This is a genomic window from Geodermatophilus obscurus DSM 43160, from assembly GCF_000025345.1.
Classification (GTDB): domain Bacteria; phylum Actinomycetota; class Actinomycetes; order Mycobacteriales; family Geodermatophilaceae; genus Geodermatophilus; species Geodermatophilus obscurus.
Map to the genome: position 1 here is coordinate 2,671,126 of NC_013757.1, position 20,926 is coordinate 2,692,051.

The 20,926-nt window shown below is 72.0% G+C and carries 22 protein-coding genes and 1 pseudogene; 5 read left to right on the forward strand and 18 right to left on the reverse strand.

Annotated elements, in window-relative coordinates; all coding sequences use genetic code 11:
* Positions 1–40: 40 nt before the first annotated feature.
* The 6 genes and pseudogenes from GOBS_RS12545 to GOBS_RS12565 form a co-directional block, all read right to left on the reverse strand.
* Positions 41–424 carry a DUF2252 family protein gene (locus GOBS_RS12545; RefSeq protein ID WP_341776581.1) on the reverse strand — a complete coding sequence of 128 codons (384 nt, stop codon included), beginning with the start codon at positions 422–424 and terminating at the stop codon, positions 41–43.
* Positions 425–711: 287 nt separating this feature from the next.
* Positions 712–1,041 (reverse strand): type II toxin-antitoxin system PemK/MazF family toxin, encoded by a 330-nt coding sequence (locus GOBS_RS12550; protein WP_012948661.1) that lies wholly within the window; start codon positions 1,039–1,041, stop codon positions 712–714.
* A complete protein-coding gene (locus GOBS_RS12555; RefSeq protein ID WP_041241469.1) occupies positions 1,038–1,274 on the reverse strand; it encodes a type II toxin-antitoxin system VapB family antitoxin in 237 nt (78 codons plus the stop codon). The genes GOBS_RS12550 and GOBS_RS12555 overlap by 4 nt, the downstream gene beginning before the upstream one ends.
* Positions 1,275–2,157: 883 nt before the next feature.
* Positions 2,158–2,916 carry a class I SAM-dependent methyltransferase gene (locus GOBS_RS12560; RefSeq protein WP_243697483.1) on the reverse strand — a complete coding sequence of 253 codons (759 nt, stop codon included), beginning with the start codon at positions 2,914–2,916 and terminating at the stop codon, positions 2,158–2,160.
* A 78-nt stretch (positions 2,917–2,994) separates the two neighbouring features.
* A pseudogene (locus tag GOBS_RS29510) lies at positions 2,995–3,114 on the reverse strand (helix-turn-helix domain-containing protein); the annotation flags it as partial.
* 218 nt (positions 3,115–3,332) lie between these two features.
* The gene (locus tag GOBS_RS12565) at positions 3,333–6,206 is read right to left on the reverse strand and encodes an AfsR/SARP family transcriptional regulator (protein WP_012948663.1); all 2,874 of its coding nucleotides are present in this window, start codon (positions 6,204–6,206) and stop codon (positions 3,333–3,335) included.
* Positions 6,207–6,393: 187 nt separating this feature from the next.
* On the opposite strand from GOBS_RS12565, the gene GOBS_RS12570 reads away from it, so the two are divergent.
* Positions 6,394–7,092, forward strand: a complete 699-nt coding sequence (locus tag GOBS_RS12570) for a PaaI family thioesterase (RefSeq protein WP_012948664.1) — start codon at positions 6,394–6,396, stop codon at positions 7,090–7,092.
* A 35-nt stretch (positions 7,093–7,127) separates the two neighbouring features.
* Positions 7,128–8,129 carry an LLM class flavin-dependent oxidoreductase gene (locus GOBS_RS12575; protein WP_208104280.1) on the forward strand — a complete coding sequence of 334 codons (1,002 nt, stop codon included), beginning with the start codon at positions 7,128–7,130 and terminating at the stop codon, positions 8,127–8,129.
* Positions 8,130–8,426: 297 nt separating this feature from the next.
* Here GOBS_RS12575 and GOBS_RS28805 read toward each other — a convergent pair whose 3' ends face one another.
* The 3 genes from GOBS_RS28805 to GOBS_RS12580 form a co-directional block, all read right to left on the reverse strand.
* A complete protein-coding gene (locus GOBS_RS28805) occupies positions 8,427–8,621 on the reverse strand; it encodes a hypothetical protein (RefSeq protein ID WP_243697484.1) in 195 nt (64 codons plus the stop codon).
* Between the two features lie 72 nt (positions 8,622–8,693).
* Positions 8,694–8,834 carry a hypothetical protein gene (locus tag GOBS_RS27430; protein WP_012948666.1) on the reverse strand — a complete coding sequence of 47 codons (141 nt, stop codon included), beginning with the start codon at positions 8,832–8,834 and terminating at the stop codon, positions 8,694–8,696.
* Positions 8,835–9,193: 359 nt separating this feature from the next.
* Positions 9,194–10,312, reverse strand: coding sequence for a helix-turn-helix transcriptional regulator (locus GOBS_RS12580; RefSeq protein WP_012948667.1), 1,119 nt, complete (start codon positions 10,310–10,312; stop codon positions 9,194–9,196).
* Positions 10,313–10,455: 143 nt separating this feature from the next.
* Between GOBS_RS12580 and GOBS_RS12585 the strand changes: the two genes are divergently transcribed.
* Complete coding sequence (locus GOBS_RS12585) at positions 10,456–11,739, forward strand: flavin-containing monooxygenase (protein WP_012948668.1); 1,284 nt, start codon at positions 10,456–10,458, stop codon at positions 11,737–11,739.
* A 129-nt stretch (positions 11,740–11,868) separates the two neighbouring features.
* Positions 11,869–12,183: a hypothetical protein gene (locus GOBS_RS12590; RefSeq protein ID WP_012948669.1), complete on the forward strand. Its 315-nt coding sequence runs from the start codon at positions 11,869–11,871 to the stop codon at positions 12,181–12,183.
* 86 nt (positions 12,184–12,269) lie between these two features.
* Here GOBS_RS12590 and GOBS_RS12595 read toward each other — a convergent pair.
* A protein-coding gene (locus GOBS_RS12595) for an IS5 family transposase (protein ID WP_085949926.1) occupies positions 12,270–13,156 on the reverse strand; the annotation gives its coding sequence in 2 pieces (ribosomal slippage) (positions 12,270–12,430 and positions 12,430–13,156; 888 coding nt in all).
* 932 nt (positions 13,157–14,088) lie between these two features.
* Here GOBS_RS12595 and GOBS_RS28810 point away from each other — a divergent pair.
* Positions 14,089–14,349 carry a pyridoxamine 5'-phosphate oxidase family protein gene (locus GOBS_RS28810; RefSeq protein WP_243697485.1) on the forward strand — a complete coding sequence of 87 codons (261 nt, stop codon included), beginning with the start codon at positions 14,089–14,091 and terminating at the stop codon, positions 14,347–14,349.
* A 262-nt stretch (positions 14,350–14,611) separates the two neighbouring features.
* On the opposite strand, the gene GOBS_RS28155 is transcribed toward GOBS_RS28810, so the two are convergent.
* The 8 genes from GOBS_RS28155 to GOBS_RS12635 form a co-directional block, all read right to left on the reverse strand.
* Positions 14,612–14,977 carry a sigma-70 family RNA polymerase sigma factor family protein gene (locus GOBS_RS28155; protein WP_208104281.1) on the reverse strand — a complete coding sequence of 122 codons (366 nt, stop codon included), beginning with the start codon at positions 14,975–14,977 and terminating at the stop codon, positions 14,612–14,614.
* Positions 14,968–15,576: a sigma-70 family RNA polymerase sigma factor gene (locus GOBS_RS28160; protein ID WP_208104282.1), complete on the reverse strand. Its 609-nt coding sequence runs from the start codon at positions 15,574–15,576 to the stop codon at positions 14,968–14,970. The genes GOBS_RS28155 and GOBS_RS28160 overlap by 10 nt, the downstream gene beginning before the upstream one ends.
* Positions 15,573–16,508: an NAD-dependent epimerase/dehydratase family protein gene (locus tag GOBS_RS12615; protein ID WP_012948670.1), complete on the reverse strand. Its 936-nt coding sequence runs from the start codon at positions 16,506–16,508 to the stop codon at positions 15,573–15,575. Before GOBS_RS12615 ends, GOBS_RS28160 begins: the two co-directional genes overlap by 4 nt.
* Positions 16,509–16,790: 282 nt before the next feature.
* Positions 16,791–18,230, reverse strand: a complete 1,440-nt coding sequence (locus GOBS_RS12620; protein ID WP_012948671.1) for an FAD-dependent monooxygenase — start codon at positions 18,228–18,230, stop codon at positions 16,791–16,793.
* A complete protein-coding gene (locus tag GOBS_RS12625; RefSeq protein WP_012948672.1) occupies positions 18,227–18,508 on the reverse strand; it encodes a hypothetical protein in 282 nt (93 codons plus the stop codon). The genes GOBS_RS12620 and GOBS_RS12625 overlap by 4 nt, the downstream gene beginning before the upstream one ends.
* Before the next feature lie 150 nt (positions 18,509–18,658).
* Positions 18,659–18,850: a hypothetical protein gene (locus tag GOBS_RS26820; protein WP_166487377.1), complete on the reverse strand. Its 192-nt coding sequence runs from the start codon at positions 18,848–18,850 to the stop codon at positions 18,659–18,661.
* Entirely contained in the window at positions 18,844–19,890 is a 1,047-nt protein-coding gene (locus GOBS_RS12630; RefSeq protein ID WP_049788257.1) for an FAD-dependent monooxygenase, read from the reverse strand. Before GOBS_RS12630 ends, GOBS_RS26820 begins: the two co-directional genes overlap by 7 nt.
* Before the next feature lie 349 nt (positions 19,891–20,239).
* A complete protein-coding gene (locus tag GOBS_RS12635) occupies positions 20,240–20,797 on the reverse strand; it encodes a TetR/AcrR family transcriptional regulator (protein WP_012948673.1) in 558 nt (185 codons plus the stop codon).
* Positions 20,798–20,926: the final 129 nt, after the last annotated feature.

Below are 20,926 nucleotides of genomic sequence, written 5' to 3' on the forward strand. Positions count from 1 at the left end.
TCGGCGAGCCGGCGGCACCGCTCGACGTGCGCGAGGTCGCTCAGACGCCGGTCTCGGCCGGCAGGACGCCCCGCTGGACGGCCCGCACCAGGTCGGCGTGGTCGCGCTCGGTCTGATCGGCGTAGGCGCGGGCGAACCGGCAGAGGGCCTCGCGGACTCTCGAGCCGCCCCCGAGGTAGCCCGCGATCATCGACGCCCCACTGGTGCGGGCGTGTCCCTTGGCCAGCAGGTACCCGCAGATACCCGCGTACGAGGTGAGGGCGCGGGCGTCGATGCCCACGAGGGTGATCGCGCCCTTCATGTCCCGGAACGTCCTCCAGACCTTCTCCAGAATAGCTGACAGGCGGGTTGACCTGCGGTTATGCCTGGAGCGGGTGACCGGGATCGAACCGGCATGGCCAGCTTGGAAGGCTTGGGACTCCAGGCGCTATCGTTGCTGGTGAGCGCCAAGTCAGGCGCATGCCGTGCCTTCCGCGTGCCTCAGCGCCACATGGCCGGCCGGAGGAGCGGCTCCTCGCTGTCGCGCGGTCAGCCGGCAGTCCGAGGGCTGCCTCTCGGCGGCGCCATGGCTGCCACGCCGGCCCGAGGAGCGAGTGCCTGTTGTCGTTCCGGTCCGGGACGGCCCACCGGGCCGGTCATGCGGGGCGGTGGCCGACGGCATGGCCACTGCCCTGCAATGCTCTCTGGTGGGTTTCCTCCACCGAGACAGCGTCAGTCCGCGCAGTCGACCGCGACGGCGAGGGCTCCGCAGATCTGCCGCATGCGCGTGTCGGCCAACCGTCCGAGCCGCTCGACGAGGACCGCGACGGAGACGCTCTCGACCGAGTCCATGTTGACCACGCAGCGGCGGGGTACCGGGTCCTCGCCGGGCTCGAGCCCGACTTCGCTGACGAGGCCGCGGATCGTGGTGGTGCACGGTGCGACGAGTGCGCGCCGGTGTCGGGGGATCACTGCGTCGCGGGAGAGGACGACGACCGGGCGGCGCCCGATCTCGGCCATCTCGCACCACCAGACCTCACCGCGCGCGGGCAGCGTGGTCACGACCGTCCGGCGGCTTCGCGGAACGACGCCAGGTCACCCCACTCGTCTGGTTCGTCGAGGGGGTGTTCGTCGTAGGCGGTGTAGCTCGCCTCGACTTCGGCCGACCGGTGGCGCGCGACCAGCGCGCGCAGCGCCTCATCGATCATGGCGGCGTCGGTGTTCCCGGATCGCACACGTCGAGCGGCCTGGAGGAGAGCGTCGTCGACGGTGGTGCTCAGCCGTGTTCTACTCATGCCACAATCATGCCACTGCAGGTGTCGGTGGCACCACGGTGACGTCCGCACGCCCGCGCCACGCGGTCTGCATCCTTCCACCGCACGCCGTCACCACCGTCGGTCGGGAGATGCCGCAGCTCACCGGTAGCCGTTCTCCTCGAGTCGTTCCCACAATTGAATCCCGAAAATCCTCGTCAGCAAGCATGTAATCGCTATCTACGCTCTAACAACGCAAGGAATCTCGAAAAGGTGTTGTAGTAGTCTTCGATGATTCTCTCGAAAACGCTATCTACTTCGTACCCCGACTCGATCAACGCTTGCTCTCGGGAAGCCCAAAGAATGAGTCTCACCAGTTCCGACTTCAACCATGTGAAGGCGCAGCGGCCAGCCGGGCGCGGGCCCAGCACCTCCGCGAGCAGGAACAGGAGCCCGGCTCGGCCACGCAGCGACCGACAGACTCCTGATGTTGCGCGGGCGTCGCTATGTCACCGCGTCCAGTAGGCAGGAGACGTTCAGGGAAGATCGTGGGCAGCCGCAGGCGAGAGCCGAGCTGACGGTGGGTAGAGCTACCTGCGGATCCGATCACCCTGTCCGCGGCGCGTGTCAAGATCATCTGAGTATCCCGGCGGGCCACCAAGCCAGGTCAGGAAGCGAACCAACACGGGGGTGCGCAGACGCCTATGCAGCGGTTTGTGACCTGCGGGAACAGACGAGGCTCAACAGCGAGAGCGGTGGTCCGGCCGGTCCCCCCCCCCCCCGCTACAAGGTGCGGTGGCCCTCACAGGGACTGTGAGGGCCACCGTCATTCGCGCAAGGATCTACGCGCGACCGTCCCCAGGGACGGACCTGTCGCAGCGGCGGACGCGGGTATCGCCACTAATGTCCGGGGGCCGAGTCCGGGTCAGGGCCGTGCTTCGTAGACGTTGTTGAAGGGGGTCTCGGTGACCCGGCGGAACTGGGTGAAGCCGGCATCGGCGGCGATCTGACGGATGGGGCCTTCGCCGGCCTGTGCGCCGAGGGCGTAGCCGCCGGGCTGGGACAGGGCGTTGGGCACGCAGAGGAACGCAGAAGCCGAGTAGTAGATCCGGCCTACCGGGTTGAGGTTGGCCTCGACGGTGTCGCCTGCCGCTGGCTCCACGATCAGCCAGGTGCCGTCGGGCGCCAGGGCCTGGCGGATGTGCCGGGCGGCGCTGAGGGGGTCGCCCATGTCGTGGAGGCAGTCGAAGGTGGTGACCAGGTCGTATCCGGCGCCGGAAAACGTCTGCGCGGAGGCGACCTCGAAGCTGACGCGGTTGGCCACGCCGGCCTCGGCCGCCCGCTTGCGGGCCAGCTCGATGGAGCCGTGGTGGTAGTCGGAGCCGGAGATGGTGGCGGCGGGGAAGGCTTGGGCGAGCAGGACGGCGGAGGCGCCCAGGCCGGTGCCGACGTCGGCGACGCGCGCGCCGGCGGCGAGCTTGTCCTGGACGTCGTTGAGGGCCGGGATCCAGCTGGGCACCAGGTTGGCCAGGTAGCCGGGGCGGAAGAACAGTTCGCAGCCGTCGAAGACGTCGGCGTCGTGTCGGTCCCATCCATAGCCGTCGCCGGTGCGGAAGGCCTCGGTGATCCGTGGCTCGGCCCGGAGCGCGCCGAGGGCCAGGACGAAGGCGCCGGGGAGGTACACCGGACCATCGGGGTTGGCCAGGGCGAAGGCCTGCTCTTCGGAGAGGGCGAAACGGTCGGTGCTGGGGTCGTAGCCGACGTAGCCGCCGGCTGCCTGGCCGCGCAGCCATTCGGCGAGGTAGCGGGGGTTGCACCCGGTGCGCTCGGCGAGTTGCTCGGCGGTCGCCGGTCCCTGGGCCAGGGCATGGTACAGGCCCAGGCGGTGGCCGACGACGACGCCGCATCGTGGCGCCGAGGTCGCCGGCGAAGGCGTTGATCAGGGTGGTGAGCTTGTCCTGGTCGATGGTCATGAGATATCTCCGGTGACGTGATTCGGTCGCGGACGTCGCCGAGCGTCGGGGCCGGCCGTTGCAGGGCGGTTGCACTGGAGCTGCACTCCGGGCGCGGGCGGCAGGTGCTCGGTCGGCCGGGCCGGGATCAAGCGGCACGTAGCGCCGCGCGCGCGTGGAGGACGGCCTCGGTGGCCGACAGGCCGGCGCCCCGGGTTGCGGCGGCGGCGTACCGCCCGCGGTCGAGGCGGTCGCGCAGCCCCGCCAGCCGCGCCGTGTCGAGGGGGGAGGGCTTCGCGGCCGTGAGCAGACAGTGGTGCAGGACGACGGCGTCTTCGTCGTGGCCGAGCCGGACCAGCAACCGGATGATGTACCGGAGGTTGAGCCACTGCTGGGTCCAGTCGCCGACCCGCTCCCAGTGGTCGAGGACGTCGGCGAGTGCCCGTGCGGCGGCAGCCGGGTCGCGGTGCACGGCGCGGGTGGCCGCCGCCTCCATCAGAGCGACACCCCGCCACCAGGAGTTGCCGACCGACGCGGCCAGAGCCTCCGCCTCGTCGAAGAGCGCCAGCGCGCGGTCGGGGTCGGACTTCTTGAGCGCGAGGCCGAGGGCGTACCGGGCCATCGACCGGGCGGTGGGGTTGGCGGTCGCCTCGGCCACCTGCAGGCTCTCCTCGGCCGCGGGGAGGCCCCGGGCGGGCGTGCGCAGGACCGCATGACACACGGCGACGTAGTACAGGGTCCAGACCAGGCGGATGGGGTCGCCGTCGCGCCGCGCGCGGAGCACCTCCGTCTCGTAGTGGCACAGGGCCGAGGCGGCGTCGCCTTCGTACAGCGCGACGTCGGCCAGCACGTCGCCGGGGTAGGCCACCCGGGCGGTGCCGGGTGGGGGGTTGCGGCCGCCGGCTCGCTCGGCCAGCCGGCGGGCCCGCGGGAAGTCGCCCACGTTCCATGCGCCGCGGGCGGCTGCGCCCACGCAGGGGACGTACAGCGGGTGCTCGGCCGTGGCGAGGGCGAGGGCCCGTTCGGCCCACCCGGCGGCCTCGTAGCCGACGCGGATGTGGAGGACCTCCGGCAGTGCGGTCACCAGCCGCAGGGCCAGCTCGGTGTCTCCGTCGGCCATGACCTGTTCGAAGGCCGCGCGCAGGTTGTCCACCGCAGGACTCGTCCGCTCGACCCAGGCCCCTTCGTCCGGGCCGCGCATGCCGCGCGCCGCCTGCTCGGCCAGCGCTGTGAAGTACGCGGCGTGTCGGCGGGGCAGCGCGGCGTCTCCGGGGAGGCGATCCCGGCCGTACGCCCGCAGCGGCTCGAGGACGCGGTAGCTGCTGTCTCCGGCAGCGTGGCCGACCTTGACCATCGACTTGTCGATCAGCGCGGTCAGCAGGTCGAGAGTGTCGTCCTCGCTGTCGTCGGGCTCCGCGCACACCGCGTGCACGGCGGGGAAGTCGGCACCACCGCGGAACACCGACAGCCGGGCGAACAACTGCCGTTCGCGCTCGCAGAGCAGCCGGTAGGACCAGTCGATCGCCGCAGCCAGGCTCCGGTGGCGCAGCTGCGCCGTCCGCGGTCCCGGAACGCGCAGCTGTTCGTCGTCGAGCCGCCGGGCCATCTCCGCCGGGGTCATCACGCGCATCTGCGCCGCGACCAGCTCGATGGCCAACGGCAGGCCGTCGAGGCGTCGGCAGATGTCGGCCACCGAGCCGTCGATGGCGCCGTCCGGGTGGAATCCCGGGCTGGTCGCTCGCGCTCGTTGCACGAAGAGCGCGGCTGCGTCGTGCTCGGACAGCGGCGGCACCGGCCACGCCTGCTCGCCGTCCACGCCGAGCGCCTCCCGACTGGTGGCCAGCACACCGACCGCCGGGCACTGAGCGACGACCTGCTGTACCAGCCGGGCCGCGGCGTCGAGCACGTGCTCGCAGTTGTCCAGGACCAGCAGCAACTGCCGTGGCCGGAGGTACTCGATCACCGTCTGCTCGATCGTCAGCCCGTGCCGTTGCTGCACGCGTAGGGCGGCGGCCACCGCGTGGCTCACCGGCCCTTCATCGGGCAGTGGGGCCAGCTCGCAGAGCCAGACCCCGTTGGCGAACCGAGCCCGCTCGGCCTCGGCCACCTCGAGCGCCAGGCGGGTCTTGCCGACCCCGCCAGCACCGGTGAGCGTCACCAGCGGGGCCGACCGCAGCGCCGCGGTGACCTGCGCGAGCTCCTCCGTGCGGCCGACGAAACCGGTGCCGCGTCGCGGCAGGTTGGTCGGCCGCACGGCGGCTGGCGGGATCAGCACGGGATCGTGCGCGAGCAGCTGACGATGCACTTCACGGGTCGGTTCCGACGGCTCCACGCCCAGCTCGTCGACGAGTACCCGACGCAGCCGCCGGAACACCTCCAGCGCCTCGCTCTGCCGTCCGCTGAGATAGAGGGCCCGCATCAGAAGCACGCTGAGCCGTTCCCGAACCGGATGGCGCCGTACCAGCGGCTCCAGCTCGGGGATCACCTCTGGTGTCCGTCCCAGGTGCAGCATCGTCTCGGCCCGCTCTTCTACGGCGAGCAGTCGCAGCTCTGTGAGCCGCGCGACATCCGCCTCGGCACCGAGAGCTGGAGGGTCGAACTCCGCCAGCACGTCCCCGCGCCACAATCCGAGCGCGCTGTCGAGCAGGCTCAGCGCGCGGCCGTGGTCACCCGCGGTGGCGCACTCGCGGGCCTCCGCGACCAGCCGCGTGAACGCGCTGGCATCGAGCTCGTCGTCGGTCAGCACGAGCCGGTAGCCGGGTGCGCGGTAGCGCAGCCGCGGCCCGTCCTCGGCGGCGGGGAGGGCCGCACGCAGCCGAGAAACGTAGGCGCGCAGGGCGACGCCGGCGTTCGGCGGCGGCTTTGCTCCCCAGACAGCATCGACCAGGCGCTCGGTCGGCACCACGCCTCCGGGGTGGAGCAACAACTCGGCGAGCAGGGCGCGCGGCTTCGGGCCGCCGACGGCCACGGGCACACCGTCGTCCCCGGCGACCTCGAGCGGTCCGAGGATCCGGAACTGCACGGGTTCATCCGCTCTGCAGGGTCGCGCAGCCCCGCCTGCAACCCGATTGCAACGGGACCCGGCGACTGTAGTGCCGGCTCGACGAGGAGGCCACATGCGTACGAACCAAGCGGCGAGGAATCACGTCCTCAGCTCGCCCGGCCGCGCCCGCGAACCGAGGGCTGTCCGCGAGTCCACGGAGGCGGCGATGTCCGGGCGACTGGACGCGGAGGACCTCGGGGCCGCAGCGAGCTCGTGGGGACCGGCCCGGTCCCGCCTGGCGACCTGGCACGACCCGTCGGTCGTGGCCGCCGGGGCGCGGCAGCGGTCGGGGCTGGACGCGCTCCGAGAAATCCGGGACGGCGCCCTGCCGCCGTGGCCGATGCAGCGCCTGCTGCAGATGGACCTCGTCACCCTCGAGCAGGGGAGGGTGGAGGTCCGTTGCGCGGTCGACGAGTCCGTCTACAACCTGCTCGGGGCCGTCCACGGCGGCCTGGTGTGCACGCTGCTGGACACGGTCGCCGGATGTGCGGTCCTCAGCACCCTGCCACGAGGCAGGGGATTCACCTCGATCGAGCTGAAGGTCAGCTTCCTGCGGCCGGTCGCTGTTGGGAGTGGACCGCTGACCGCCGTAGGCACGGTGGTCAAGGCCGGCCGACGGATCGCCTTCGCCGAGGGGCAGGTGGTCGACGCCGCCGGCCGGGACGTGGCGACGGCCTCCAGTTCCTTGATGATCTTCTCGGTTCCGCAGGAGGACGGCTCGCCGGAAGCGGGCGCAATCATGACCGAGACAGGATTCGACCAACTGTCCGCGGTACCGGCGCAACAGATCGCCCGCCGGACCGGCCGAGGGCCGGAATCCTGGGGCCCGGATGGTCGTCCTGGATGGAAGGCGGACACGCCATGAGCACGGACCGTCCCCTCGCTGTCGGGCTTCCTCCGATGGAGACCCGACGCGACGTCGTCCTCCACGTCGCCACGCGCGCCGAGGAATTGGGGTACGCGGCCTTCTACCTCGCCGAGGGATGGGGCCATGACGCCTCGGTCCTGCTGGCGGAGATCGCGGTGCGGACCAGCCGCATCCGCATCGGCACCGGCGTGGTCAACGTCTGGGGCCGCAGCGCCGCGTCGATCGCCATGCTGGCGACCAGCCTCGGCGAGGTCTCGGGCGGCCGGTTCGTCCTCGGCCTGGGCGCGGGATCACCGCAGCTGGCCGAGGGATTGCACGACGTCGCCTTCCGTGCGCCGGTCCAGCGTCTGGCGGAGACGACGCGACAGGTACGCCGGCTCCTGGACGGTGAGCGGCTCCTACCCACGGCGCCCGGGCGGAGCAGGCCGCTGCGGCTGGCTGTGCGGCCCTCGTCCGACATCCCCATCCAGCTGGCCGCGCTGGGCCCGGAGGCCGTGCGTCTCGCCGGCGAGCTGGCCGACGCCTGGTATCCCTTCCTGCTGCCGGTGTCGGGGTTGAAGGACGGTATCCGGCTGCTCGAGGAAGGCGTTGCCCGCGGTCGTCCCGGACGGCCGCTGCCGCAGATCCGGCCCGGCCTCCCGGTGGCGGTGTCGCCGGATCCGGCCGAGGCTCGGCAGTTGGCCTGGTGGTGGGTGAGCTTCTACCTCACCAGCATGGGACCGCTGTACGCGCGGACGCTGAGGGCGTATGGCCTCGGCGAGGCCGTGGACGCCGTCCTCGGCTCGGATTCGGTCGCGGCCAGCAACGGCCCGCCACAGCGGGCTGCGCCCCTGCTCGACGAGTTGACTGTCTGGGGAGACGCGACTGCGGCGACGCAGCTGCTCGACCGCTGGTACGCGGCCGGCGCTGACATGCCGGTCCTCGTCCTGCCTCCGGGACGAGCCCTGGACGAGCTCGACCACATGCTCGAGGACCTTCGCCCCCGGAGTCAGGCCCAGCAGACGGTCACTCGTCCCGCCCTGATGCTGGTCTAGAGTCCGTCGGGTAGGCGCCTCCCGCCCGCGGGCGGGGACATCGGCCAGCAAGCCGCGGCCGTGCCCGCTATGGGTGAACGCGCAGTCGGTCGGTTAGGGCGGTGCCGAGGGTGGCGACGCCCATGGTCTGTCCGCCACCGGCCAAGGTGAGGGCGATGGCGTCCAGCGGTCTCTCGACGAGAGTGGGTAGCTCCCGCGGCCAGCGCGGATCGGGTCGCGTGGAGCCCGAAAAGGTGCTCACCCTTGCGGTACAGGTCGATCCCCGGGGTGTTGAGGTACTTGGGCCCGGCGGGTCCGTCACACGCTCTTGTGGTTGCGGACTTCGGCGCTGACGAGCTGCTTGATCTTGTCGATGGGCTCCGGCGCCTCGGTGTCGAGCCAATCGTCGCCGAGCAGCACCATGACCACGGCATCGCGCCGCCAGGGTTCGGGTTCAAGGTCGAGCCATTCGGCGATGAAGCTGTCGACCGCATCTGTTCGGCCCTTCAGCACTGCCTCGCGGGCGTAAGGCGGCCATGACGCCGGCGCGAGCAAGAGAGCGCGTCAGCCCGGAGCCGTACTCCGCTAGCTCGCGAACTGCTCGAAGATCCCGCCGACGGTGGGGAGGAGCGACTGCCGATCCGGCTGCACGACCTGTGCCACACACGCCACCCTGCTGCTCGCCGATGGGGTGCCGGTGAGGGTCGTCTCCAGCGCCTCGGCCACGCCAGCGCCACCATCACGCTGACCGTCTACCAGCACGTGCACCCCGGCATGGGCCGGAAGCTGCCGACCGCTTTGGTGCCTGCTGGAGGGCTGAGCGGCAACGAAGCATCACGCGGGTATCAGGGGATCCTCGTAGGCCCTGACATGCGAACACCCGGGACTCCTGACCTGCGGGAACACCGGGGTGAGGCTGTGTCCGAGGGCGACACGTTACATACGCACACGTATCTGACGACCATGGGACGTTGCCAGGGGCTTTCCAGAGCGGGCAGCCGTCATGGGCCCGAACGCGTACCAGAACCTCGTGCAGCTCGCCGCCGACCGATTCCGCCGGAGTCAACGAGTTGGGGCAGTTCCCGTCACCTGGTTGCTCGACTCGGGGTCGCCACTGCCCGCTGAGATCCGGCCGCGTAGTGCTCGTGGAACAGCATGGCGGTCAGTTCTGGCCGGCTGCGGACGCTCAGCTTGCCGAACACTGCCTTGACGTGGTCGCGGACGGTGTACGGGGACAGCCACAGCGTGGCGGCGATCTCTGCGGTCGACAGGCCGCGCACCAGCATCTCGGTGATCTCGCGCTCCCGGGGCGTCAGCTCGTGGGCTGCCGTGATGAGGGGCACCAGTTCGGCGCGGTGGGCCTGTTCGACGACGACGGCGGTGGTGGGCCGTTGGGATGCGACCGGGTGCAGCCGGGCTCCGTGCAGTACCAGCCAGTGCTGCGACGGCACTCGGACCCTTGCCCGTGCAGGGAGTCCGGGGCGGCCGGTCTCGGCGAGTGACCGGGCTCGCCGGGCCACCTCGTAGACCACCGATGGGAGCTCGAGGCCCTCGTCGGGCAGCTCGGCCAGCCAGTGGACCGCGTCGTCGGACATGGCCTCGACCGAGCCGTCGTCCTGGAGCACCACCAGGCCGGGAGCCCGTCCGGGCACGGCGGAGCAGGCGCTGTCCAGGAGCACCGCGCTGCGCAGACCGTCGCCGATCTCCGCGCAGACCGCAGTGAGGAACGCGGTGTCGTCCCGACTGAACGCCGGTTCGCCGGCTGCACGGGCCAGGCACACTTGCCCCCATGCGGCGCCGCCGGAGCGGAACACCGCGCGGAGTTCGTCGCTCCAGCCGTTCGTGGCGTTGATGGCCCGGTAGCGGGCGCTGCGGTCCAGTTCCCCGCCGGTGGTGGCCGACAGGGTGAGCGCCGCAGCGGGGGAGCGGGCGACCAGGGTGAACGGGATGAAGTCGGCGCCGGTGAGCTCGTTCTCGATGAGCTGCAGGTGGGTTCGAGGGTCGACGTCCACCGCGAACCCGCTGGTGCCGAGCAGGGTCGCGGGATCGGTGAGCTGCCAGCCCGCGGACACGTACGGCACCGCGGCGCGGACCCGCTCGGCGACCTGCTGGAGCAGTTCGAGGGGAGGCAGGCCGCCCGTGCACAGCCGGGTGATCGCGCTCCTCGCGGCACGCCGTGCCGCATCCGCCGGGACGAGTCCCACGCCGGCAACGGTCCGCCGCTCCGGTGGTGGTGTCCACCCCCGCCGGCGGGATCGCCAGAACCCCCGCAGGTGCGGGATGGCCCGCGCGCGGTGGCTGCTCCCACGCTGAGCACCGACGGGGACGGACGAGTCGAGGAGCGACCGTGGTCGAGAAACGTGAGCACGTGCTGGTCGTCGGAGCCGGCCCGGCCGGGCTGGGCACCGCGGCCGAACTGCAGCGCCGCGGGATCCCCGTGACGGTGCTGGAGCGGGCCGACGTGCTGGCAGCGCCCTGGCGCAGTCGTCATGATCGGCTCCGGCTGAACACCAGTCGCCCGTTCTCCCAGCTCCCGGGCCTGCGATTTACACGCAGCGCCGGCATGTTCCCGAGCCGCGACCACATGGTGCGGTACCTGGAGGCCTATGCCGCGCACCACGGACTCGACGTCCGGCTCGGCACGCCGGTGCTCCGGATCGACCCGGTCGGATCCGATGACGACGGCTGCCAGCCGCACCACCGCTGGGTGGTGCGCACACCCCGCGGCGAGCTCGTGTCCTCGGACGTCGTCGTCGCGACCGGTCTGCTGCAGGTCCCGTTCATCCCCGACTGGCCTGGCCGGAGCCGGTTCTCCGGCGACTTGGTCCACGCCGCCGCCTACCGCAACCCGACCGGTTTCCAGGGCCGCGACGTGCTCGTCGTCGGAGCCGGCTGCTCCGGGATGGAGATCGCTGCGGAGCTCGCCGACGGCGGGACCAGAAGGGTCCGGCTCGCCGTCCGGACGCCGCCCAACATCCTGCTGCGCTCGATCGGCGGTCTACCCGGTGACCCGGCCGCGATGCTGCTGCTCCGTGTCCCGCCCCGGCTGGCAGACGCCCAGATGGCGCTGCTGCGGCGTCTCGTCGTCGGCGACCTCACCGGTCACGGGCTCCCCGCTCCTGTCGAGGGCCCGTTCCAGCGACTGGCCCGCACCGGGGAAGCCCCCGCCGTCGTCGACCGGGACGTCCTGACTGCGATCAGGACCGGCTGCCTCGAGGTCGTCGCGGGCGTCACCGCGCTCGACGAGCGCGGGGCGCGGCTCGCCGACGGCAACCGGGCCGACGTGGACACCGTCATCGCCGCCACCGGGTACCGCACCGGGCTGGCGCCCCTCGTCGGCCACCTCGGTGTCCTCGACGACCGGGGGCGTCCGCTCGGTGCGACCGCTGGCCAGACCCCGGCAGGTCTGTGGTTCATCGGCTTTCGAGCCGGACCGGGGAAGATCGGCGCCGTCGGCGGCCAGGCGCGTCGTATCGCCATGACCATCGACCGCCGGACCGGACCAGGCCGCCGCTGGCCGTCCCACCGCGACCGCCCGCCGGCACGCGAGGGGGCAGCCGGTCGGCAACTGCCCGGTCCCGCAGCGCAGTCGGAACTGCCGCCTGAACCGGACCCGGTCGGCAGCCGGTGAGTGTCGTCCCATCCCGTCGGTGAGCACGTCGGCCACCTGCGCCGGCATCCACCTCCACAACGTCCACCGTCATCTGGCGGGAGGAACCTCCAGCCGCCAGTCCCGAGATCAACGAGAAGAGAGAATGCGATGACGTTCATCCAGATCGTCGAGATGCGCAGCAGGAACATCGACGAGTTGAGGGCCCTCTACGAGCGGTGGGAACAGGCCACTGAAGGAACGGCCACCCTCCGACGTTCGATCCTGACCCAGAACCGGAACGATCCCCACCAGGTGACCATCATCGCCTTCTTCGACTCCTACGAGGCGGCGATGCAGAACTCCCGGCTCCCCGAGACCACCGCGCTGGCCGGGAAGGCCGCCGCGTTGGCAGAAGGCCCCCTCGCCTTTCATGACCTCGACGTGCTCGACGAGCATCCCGGAACGACGCGGGTGTCGCCCTGATCGGGCGGGTCACGCACTGCCCCGAGACGAGGCTGCCCACCGGTCGACCGAGGTCGTGCCTGAGAGGGTGTTGGGTAACCCGGTGACTACTGGTCCTCGTTGAGGTCATCGGCGAGACGTCGAGCCGCTTCGATCTCGATGGGTCCCTCGGGTTCGACGTCTTCGCCGGCCAGCCGGGCGGCCATCAGCCGGATCATGGCCACGTCGATCATCGCCTCGGCGTGGGCGGTCTTGCGTTCGTAGTCCGCGCCAACCGTCTGCACCTCGAAAGCCAGCCGAAGGTCCGTTCCACCACCCAGCGACGGGGCAGCACCTGAAAGCCTCGCACGTCGGCGTTGCGCGCCACGACCACGACCTGCAGGCCCTCGTGGCGGGCGGCCCAGTCGAGCAGCCCGGCGTCCACGGTGTTGACGTAGCCGCCGTCGACCCAGACCAGACCCAGCTGGGGATAGGCGGTGTGCAGGCCGGTGAGCACCAGCTTCGCCCCGGCACGGTCCTGCACGCCGGCCGAGTGCACCACCCGGTGCAGCAGCAACCCGCCGGTGTCGACCAGCAGGTGCCGCTTGCGGCTGCGGACCCGCTTGCCGGCGTCGTAGCCGAGCGCCTGCCCGCCCTCGGCGCTCTTGACCGACTGGAAGTCCAGCACCGCCGCCGAGGGCTGGGCGTCGCGCCCGTCCCGTTCCCGGACCCGGTCGCGCAGCGCGTCGTGCACCCGCCGCCAGGTGCCATCGGCGGTCCAGGCCCGAAACCAGCGGTAGGCCGCGTCCCAGGGCGCCAGGTCGTGCGGCACGTGCCGCCAGGCGCAGCCGGTCCGCAGCACGTACAGGATCGTGTTCAGGATCAGCCGCCGATCGAACTTCAGCGGCCGCCCGCCATGCCGCGGGTTGCGGACCGGCAGCAGCGGCTCGATCACCACCCACTGCCCGTCGGTCACCGACGTCGCATAGCCGGGCTTGCACCTACAGACGCACATCCACCGGGACCATCACCGGCCGGCGCACACCACCCAGCCGCCACGCCGATCAACGAACCACGGCAGTCCGGCCGTCGCCGACCGCACCGGGTCGGTTACCCCACACCCTCTCAGCCGTGCCACAAGCACCGTCAAGGCGGGTGGTCAGCGGTGAACAGAGGTCGGTATCGCTGAGGCACGAAATCGTAGACGTACGCCCAGCTGACGACCACGGTTCGCTGCCTTCCTCGTCACAGTCCTCGTCGTCGAGCCGGCGTCCACGCTGACGCAAGCGCCGACAGGAGCCCCGCTGCCCGCACCGACGCCCCGGGCGGTGGCCTTGCTGTCAGGGGAGCCTGCGGTGGTGCCGGCGTCGAACCCCTGCTCTTCATGGTCGACCTCGCTCCGAACCGGCCGACAGCGGCGGACCCGCCGCTTTCCGCGGCGTTCCTGCCAAGGCCGCGTCGATGGACCGACAGGGCAGGCTCGCGAGCCCGGCGTCGGAGACCATGTGCGCGAGGGGAACACCGCCTACGGGACACGTCCACGTCGGCGGGCCCTGCCCCAGCCCGACGCAGCTCGAGCCAGTGGTGGCTGCTCCCGCCGGTGTCGCTGTTCGACATCGATCGAAGGCGCGCTCCGCCAACGGAGTGGACGCTCCCAGAGAGGACTGCCATGACCAGTGGGAAGAGTCAGCGGACGCGGATGTCCTCAAACTCGGGCGGCGCGCGGCTCGTGGGCCACCTGCACCGCCCCGCCGCTGCCGACGGTGTTCTGGCGCATCGAGCGCCGCGGGGGCAGCTGCACCGCTACCCGGAAACCCACCCCGACCTCTACCGCGATCCCGTGCGTCAACAAGTGGTAGCCGACCAGGTCGCATCCCTACGCGAGCACCTGGCCGCGGACCAGGCGCGGCACGGCGCCGCGTCGACGGCCACCGGGCATGCCCGCCCATGAACGCGGACCCCACCGGCCGAACCGGCTCCACATCAGCGTCCGACGGCCACGGCCGGATGGAGCGGCTGCTGTCCTCGCCCGAGGTCACGCGGATACTGCGGGCGCCCAACCCGGCCGTGATGGCCGCGGTCGGACGCGATGGTTCGCCGGTGACCGTGGCGACCTGGTACCTGTGGGACGGCGGCCCGGTGCTGCTCAACCTCGACGCCGGGCGGGCCCGCCTGCGTCATCTGCGCGCAGACCCACGGGTCTCCTGACTGTGCTCGACGGAGCCGACTGGCACCGGCACGTCAGCCTCCGAGGTGCGGTCACCCTGCAGGACGACCCTGCGCTGGAGTGGATGGACCGGATCGCCCGGCACTACACCGGTCATCCGTACCCCAACCGCGACCGCCCGAGGGTCAACGCCTGGCTGGTCATCGACCGGGTGCACGTCTGGGGCTTCTCGCAGCTCCGGTCGAGAGACCGGGATCCCGCCCCAGGGACCGGTGCTGGTGCGGGTGATGGCAGCGGGGTCACCTAGCTCTGCCACCATCCGAGCCGCGGGCAACGAGGGCGTGGACCGGCCTGATCCGACGACCTCAGCAGCGATGCGAAGTCGCCGACCGGTCCGAGGTGCCTCAACTTGTCGGGGTTCACGATCCCGCTGATGCTCCTGATCTGGCCGTCGGCGATGTCGATCGCGCACACGCCGATCAGCCGCTGCTGTGCGTCGAGGAAGAGCGCTCCCGGGCAGCCGTTGAGCTCGACAGGGCGCAACGACACGCCTGGAAGGCGCACGACCCGCCGGACCCAGTTGACGACCGTGCGCGCGACGCGGTGGCGTCCGCGCAGTGAGCGCGCGAGCGCCGAGACCTTGCCGCCGCCGTCGCCGGTCAGTGCCACGTCGTACGCGAGCAGTGCCTCGAGCCCCGCGAGGTCGCCGTGCTCGGCGGCCGCGAAGAACCGGGCTGCCAGCTCGTCGCGCTGCTTGCGCGTGGTTTGGAAGCGCGGCCGGCGCTGCTGGACGTGGCGTCTGGCGCGGGTGGCGAGCTGGCGGACGTTGTCCTCGCTCTTGCCGATGATCCCTGCGATTCGGGATACCCGTAGTCGAACACGTCGTGGAGCAGCAGCACGGCGCGCTGCTCGGGCGAGAGGCTCTCCAGCAGCACCAGCATCGCCAGCGACAGCGAGTCGGCGGTCTCGGCGTGCCGGGCCGGATCGTCGCGGCCGTCGGTGATGATCGGCTCCGGCAGCCACTCGCCGACGTAGCGCTCGCGGCGGGCGCGGGCGGAGCGCAGCTGGTTGATCGCCAGCCGGGTGGTCGCGGTGGCCACGAACGCGCGCGGCGATGCGATCTGCTCGCCGGCATCGAGCGCCTGGTGCACCCGCAGCAGCGCTTCCTGCACCACGTCCTCGGCGTCGGACACGCTGCCGAGCATCCGGTAGGCGAGCGCGAACGCGCCCGGCCGCAGCTCGTCGAGCAGCCGCTCGCGGGCGGTCATGCCGCGGCGAGCCCGTGCCGCCAGCTCGGGTGCGCCGGGTGCCACCCCAGCTCGCGCTTGGCCTTGGCGTTGGAGGCGCCGCGGAGCTCGGTCATCATCACCACGCCGGCTTCACCGGCGAACAGCCGCCCGATCAACCGTGGCACGCGCATCGGCTTCCGGGCGCCAAGCTCCTGCGCCAGGGCCGGCAACCACTCGGCGACCGGAGCGGGGTGGTCGTCGACGACGTTGTAGACACCGCGGCTGCCGTGCTCGACCGCCGCCACCGTCGCCTCCGCGGCGTCGGCGACGTGGATGAACGACCACACGCCGCCGCCGTCGCCGACCAGCGGGAACTTGCGCTGGCGGATCAGCTCGGGCTGCTGCCCGCCCGGCGCCATCGATGTGCCCGGCCCGTAGAAGGCGCCGTAGCGCAGCACGATTCCCTCCGTCCACCGGGCGCCGAGGACCGCCTGCTCGAGATGACGGATCGCGGCCAGGGTTTGGCGCATCTCCCGCGCGGGCGCGGGGTCCAGCGGGTCTTCCTCGGTCTTGATCGGCGCACCGGTGCGCGCGTACGCGCCATAGCCCGCGACCCCCTGCGCCACGAACCGCCGGACGCCCACCGCCTGCCCGGCGGAGAGCAGATGGTCCGTGCCCTCGATCCGCAGGCGGTTGGTCACCGCGAAATCGCGGTCGAAGTGGCGCATGTCCAACGCTGCGATCGCGGTCAGCTGATGCACGATCACGTCCGGCCGCGCCCGGCCCACGGCCTCCGCGACCTGGTCGGGATCGAGCGCGTCGGCGACCACCGGCACGGCCCCCAACTCGCGGAGCATCGCCTGCTTGGACTCGCGGCGCGTCATGCCATGAACCTCATGACCCGCCCCGACCAGCCGTGGCACCAGCTGCCGTCCGATCGCTCCCGTCGCCCCTGCGACGAACACCCTCATGATCAACTCCTTGGTCGAGGACCACCAACACCCGATAGGACAAGGCGGCAGCCCCGGCTGTGACACCTCCGCAGTAGCGGCTCGAGGGCCGCGCCGGCGGCTGGGAGGGAGGCGTCGCCTGCCGGCAGGGCAGACGTGTCACCGTCAGGTGGGACCTGTCGTGCGCGTGATGCCGCTGGAGACGGAACCTGCCCCCGGTCCGCCGCCTGCTCGCGCACCGGCGGAATCCGTCGCGCCCGCGACGCCGGGACACCACCGCACCGCACGTCGGCAGACGTGGGGTCATGCGCGCGCTCCGCTGGTGGCCGGTACCGCGGCGCCCCAGCGGGTCAGCGTCGCCTCCAGCCCGTCCGGGGTGCGGCCGGCCCAGGCGATGTAGCCGTCGGGGCGCACCAGCACCGCAGTGGCGGCGCGATCCACGTCGAGCGTGGTGACACCGGGCGGGGCGGGTACGGCACCCGGTGGGGCGGCGAGCACGAACCGGCCCTGGCGCAGCGCCTCGTACAGCCGCGTGCCGTCGTTCGCGGTGATGTCGGGGGCCCGCGTGCCGACGAGCCGGTGCGCGCCCCGGGGACGGGGGTAGGCGATCCCCACCCCGCTCAACTGCAGCCGGATCCGATCGCCGATCGGCGGCAGGGCGAGCGCGGTGCGGGCGACCCGGTTGCGGATCGCGCGAGTCACCGGTGAGCGGAGCATCGCGGCGCGGATCAGCCCGCCGCTCATCCGCAGCACCATGCGTCCGACCGGCCGGCGCTCGTCGTGGTAGGTGGCGAGCAGCTCGTCATCGGCCCGCCCGTGCACGACAGCGGCGAGCTTCCACCCCAGGTTGGCGGCGTCCTGCAGCCCGGTGTTCATGCCCTGCCCGCCGGCGGGGGAGTGCACGTGGGCGGCGTCGCCGGCGAGGAAGGCCCGTCCGACACGGTACTGGCGCACCTGTCGCTCATCGCTGTGGAAACGGGACAGCCACCGCGGGTCGTGCATGCCCCAGTCGGTGCCGAAGACCCGGCGGGCGACGTCGGCGATCTCCTCGAGGGCCACGGGTGCGTCGTCGGGCAGCTCGCAGTCGGGGTCGCGGGCGATGACCCGGTACCAGCCGTCGCCGTAGGGGACGACGAAGCAGAACCCGCGGGCGTTGCCGTCGACGGTGAGTAGGTCGGGGGGTGGGTCGGTCATCTGTACGTCGGCGAGCATCAGGGAGCGCACCACCGACTCGCCGGGGAAGTCCAGCTCCAGCTCCCGGCGCACGGTGCTGTGGTGCCCGTCGGTGCCGACCAGCCAGCTCGCGTGCCGAACCTGCGTCGCGCCGTCAGGGTCGCGGTAGGTCACCTCGACCCGGTCGGCGTTCTGCCGCACCCTTTGTACGTGTGCGCCGCGCAGCACGGCCGCGCCCGCGTCGAGCGCGCGTTCCAGGAGCACCTGCTCCACCTCGTACTGCGGGGTGACCAGCAGGTAGGGGAAGCGGCTGGGCACCGAGGAGAGGTCCACCGAGACCGACCCGAACAACCGCAGCCCAGCCACCGCGTTCCCGGCAGCGACGACCGGGTCGGCGAGGCCGCGGGCGTCGAGCTGTTCCAGGGTCCGCGCATGGACGGCGAAGGCGCGGGTCAGGTTCGACTCGGTGGTGCGCCGCTCGAGCACGGTGACCCGGACGCCCGCGGCGGCGAGGTCGCCGGCGAGCAGCAGCCCGGTCGGTCCGGCACCGACCACGATTACGTCGGTCATCGTCGTGCCTCCACCGCATCGAGCACGGAACGGGTGCCGGGGTCGGTGACGCCGGCGTCCTGCCAGGCTTGGCGGAGTTCCGCGCTGCCCATGTGCTGCCGGGCGCGGGCGAGGTCGTCGAAGTCGAAGAGGACGACGACCTCGTGCAGGTCCTCCCGGTTGCGGAACACGGCCGTGGAGCGGCAGCTCGCCGCGGCCCGGGCGGGCCCGAGGCGGTCGAAGACCTCCTTCCAGCGGCGGAACTCGCTGATGCGCTGGTGCACCAGGACGTGTGGCACGGTGAACTCCTCCCGATCGGCGGAAGCGTGCGCAGGGGTGGAATCCCGGGGCGCCACGGCACGCGGATGACGCAGGGCAGCGTGCGAGCCAGCCGACATCGCAGGCCCGAGATCCGGCCGAGCCCGACGACGCAGACGTCGGTCCGGCGGTCACCCATCGCTGAGCTCCCCTCTCGGCTGCGTGGGGGCGTCCAGGTCGATGCCGGTCAGGCCGGCGCGCAGCCGGTCCTCGACGGCGGGCAGCCGGTGGCGGACCGGCACGGGCAGCCGCGGCAGCAGGCGGGTCAGCCAGGCGTTGCGGGCCACAGCCAGGCGGGACCGGAGAACGATGGTCCTCAGCACGGCGGGTCCGACCCGACGGCTGGCGGCGACGTAGTCACGCATCGCGTCCTCGTAGGCGCGAACCCCCGGTGGTGGTCGCCGTCGGCTGCGGCGAGCCGGTCGGCGAGGACGTAGGCGCCGACGGCGGCGACGGTGGTGCCGCCGCCGACCGCCGGAGCGGGGGAGTAGCCGACGTCGCCGACGAGTGTCACCCGGCCGCGGGTCCAGGTGTCCATCCGGATCTGGGTGATCGCGTCGGAGTAGAAGTCGTCGGCGGCGTCGAGCCCACCGAGCAGCCGGGGGACCTCCCAGCCCACGCCGGCGAACACGTCCCGCAGCAGCGCTTTCTGCCCGGCGACGTCGCCGTGGTGCGCGGCCGGGCCGTCGTGCCGGAACAGGAACACCGCCCGCGCCGCGCCGGTACCACGCACCGGGTACAGGACCACGACGCGGTCCGGGGCACTGAACGTGACCATCCAGCCGTCGAGCCCGCGGTCGTCCGGGATGGTGAACACGGCGAGGTGACCGCCGAGGTGGTGGGCGAAGCGCTCCTCGGGGCCGAACACCAGCCGCCACACGCCCGAGTGCAGCCCGTCGGTACCGATGACGAGGTCGAACCGCCGCGAGGGACCGTGCTCGAAGCCGACCTGCACGTCATCGCCGTCCTCCTCGAGGGTCCGGACGGCGTCGCCGAAGACGTACGCGACGTCGTCGCGGGTCGCCTCGTACAGGATCCGGGCGAGTTCCCCGCGCACGATCTCGACGTGGCCGCCGTCGGCGAAGCCAGCCGCGAGCGTGGCCAGCGGGATCTCCACCGGCCGACGCCCGGGCCGTTCCAGCACGACGACGTCGTTGCGGGTCCGCGCCTCCTGCACCGCGGGCAGCAGCCCCATCCGTTCCACCATCTGCACGGCGGGGCCGAAGAGGTCGACCGCGTGGCCGCCGGTCCCGTGCCGCAGCCGCGGAGTCCGTTCGACGACGGTGGGGTGGAACCCGTGTCGGTGCAGCCAGTACGTCAGCACCGGGCCGGCGATCCCCGCGCCCGAGATGAGAACGTTCACCGGGACCCCCCAAAGGCCAACTGTTGTTGGCGAACAACCGTAGACCCGAGGCGCGCTCGTTGACAACGCCTGTTGGCAGAGGAGCCCGCGGTGGCGTCCATCCCCTGCTCCCAGCCTGCCCCGGAGTCGGTCCTGCGCGGCCCGGGCGCGCTTCGCCGCCGAGGGCGACGAGTGCCAGGGGGCGGCCGTCGCCGCCGACGTCGGGGTCGACTCGGCGATGGTGAGGCGGTCGTGCGGCAGCAAGCGGCAGGTGTTCCTGCCACTGCGGACGTCGACCGGCGGCTCCCCGGCTCGCCGGCGCGCCGCGCGAGGAGGTCGGCCGCATGCTGACCGCGCTCGGCCGTCCCCTTCAGGGTGAGCCGACGAGGTACCGCTGCAACGTCGGTGCGACCCAGTCGATGAGCTCCGCCCTGCTCAGGTCGACGACGGGGGGCAGGCGCAGGACGTAGCGGGTCAGCGCGACGCCGAGTGCCTGGCTGGAGACGAGCCCGGCACGGACGGGCGCCGAGTCCGGATCGTCGGTGAGCGCGGCGACCATCGGCGTGAGCTGCTCACGGAAGATCCTCCGCATCCGGTCGGCCGCATCGTCGTCGGTGGCGGCGGTGCGCAGCAGGATCTTCAGCCCGGCGTCGTCCTCCCACCGGTCCAGCAGGTGCGTGCTCAGGATGCGGCCGACCTGGTCCCGCGGAGTCGCGGCGAGGTCCGGGAACCGGAGGTCGAAGTCCACGGCGAGGGCGAACAGTTGCCGCTTGCTCCCGAAGTAGCGCATCACCATCGACGGGTCGATGCCGGCATCGGCGGCGATCGCCCGCACCGTGGCCCGGTCGTACCCGTCGGCGCCGAAGTGTTCACGGGCCGCGCGCAGGATCGCCTCACGGGCGGGGAGGGAGCGGTCGGTGAACGCCATCCGCCGACCTTATGCCAACGGCTGTTGTCAGAATGCCCGTCAGTGCGATCAGCACCTTCATCAACGGCTGGAACGAACGATGCCATCCCTTCACCTAGACCAAGACCGCCGACGAGATCCTGCCCCACG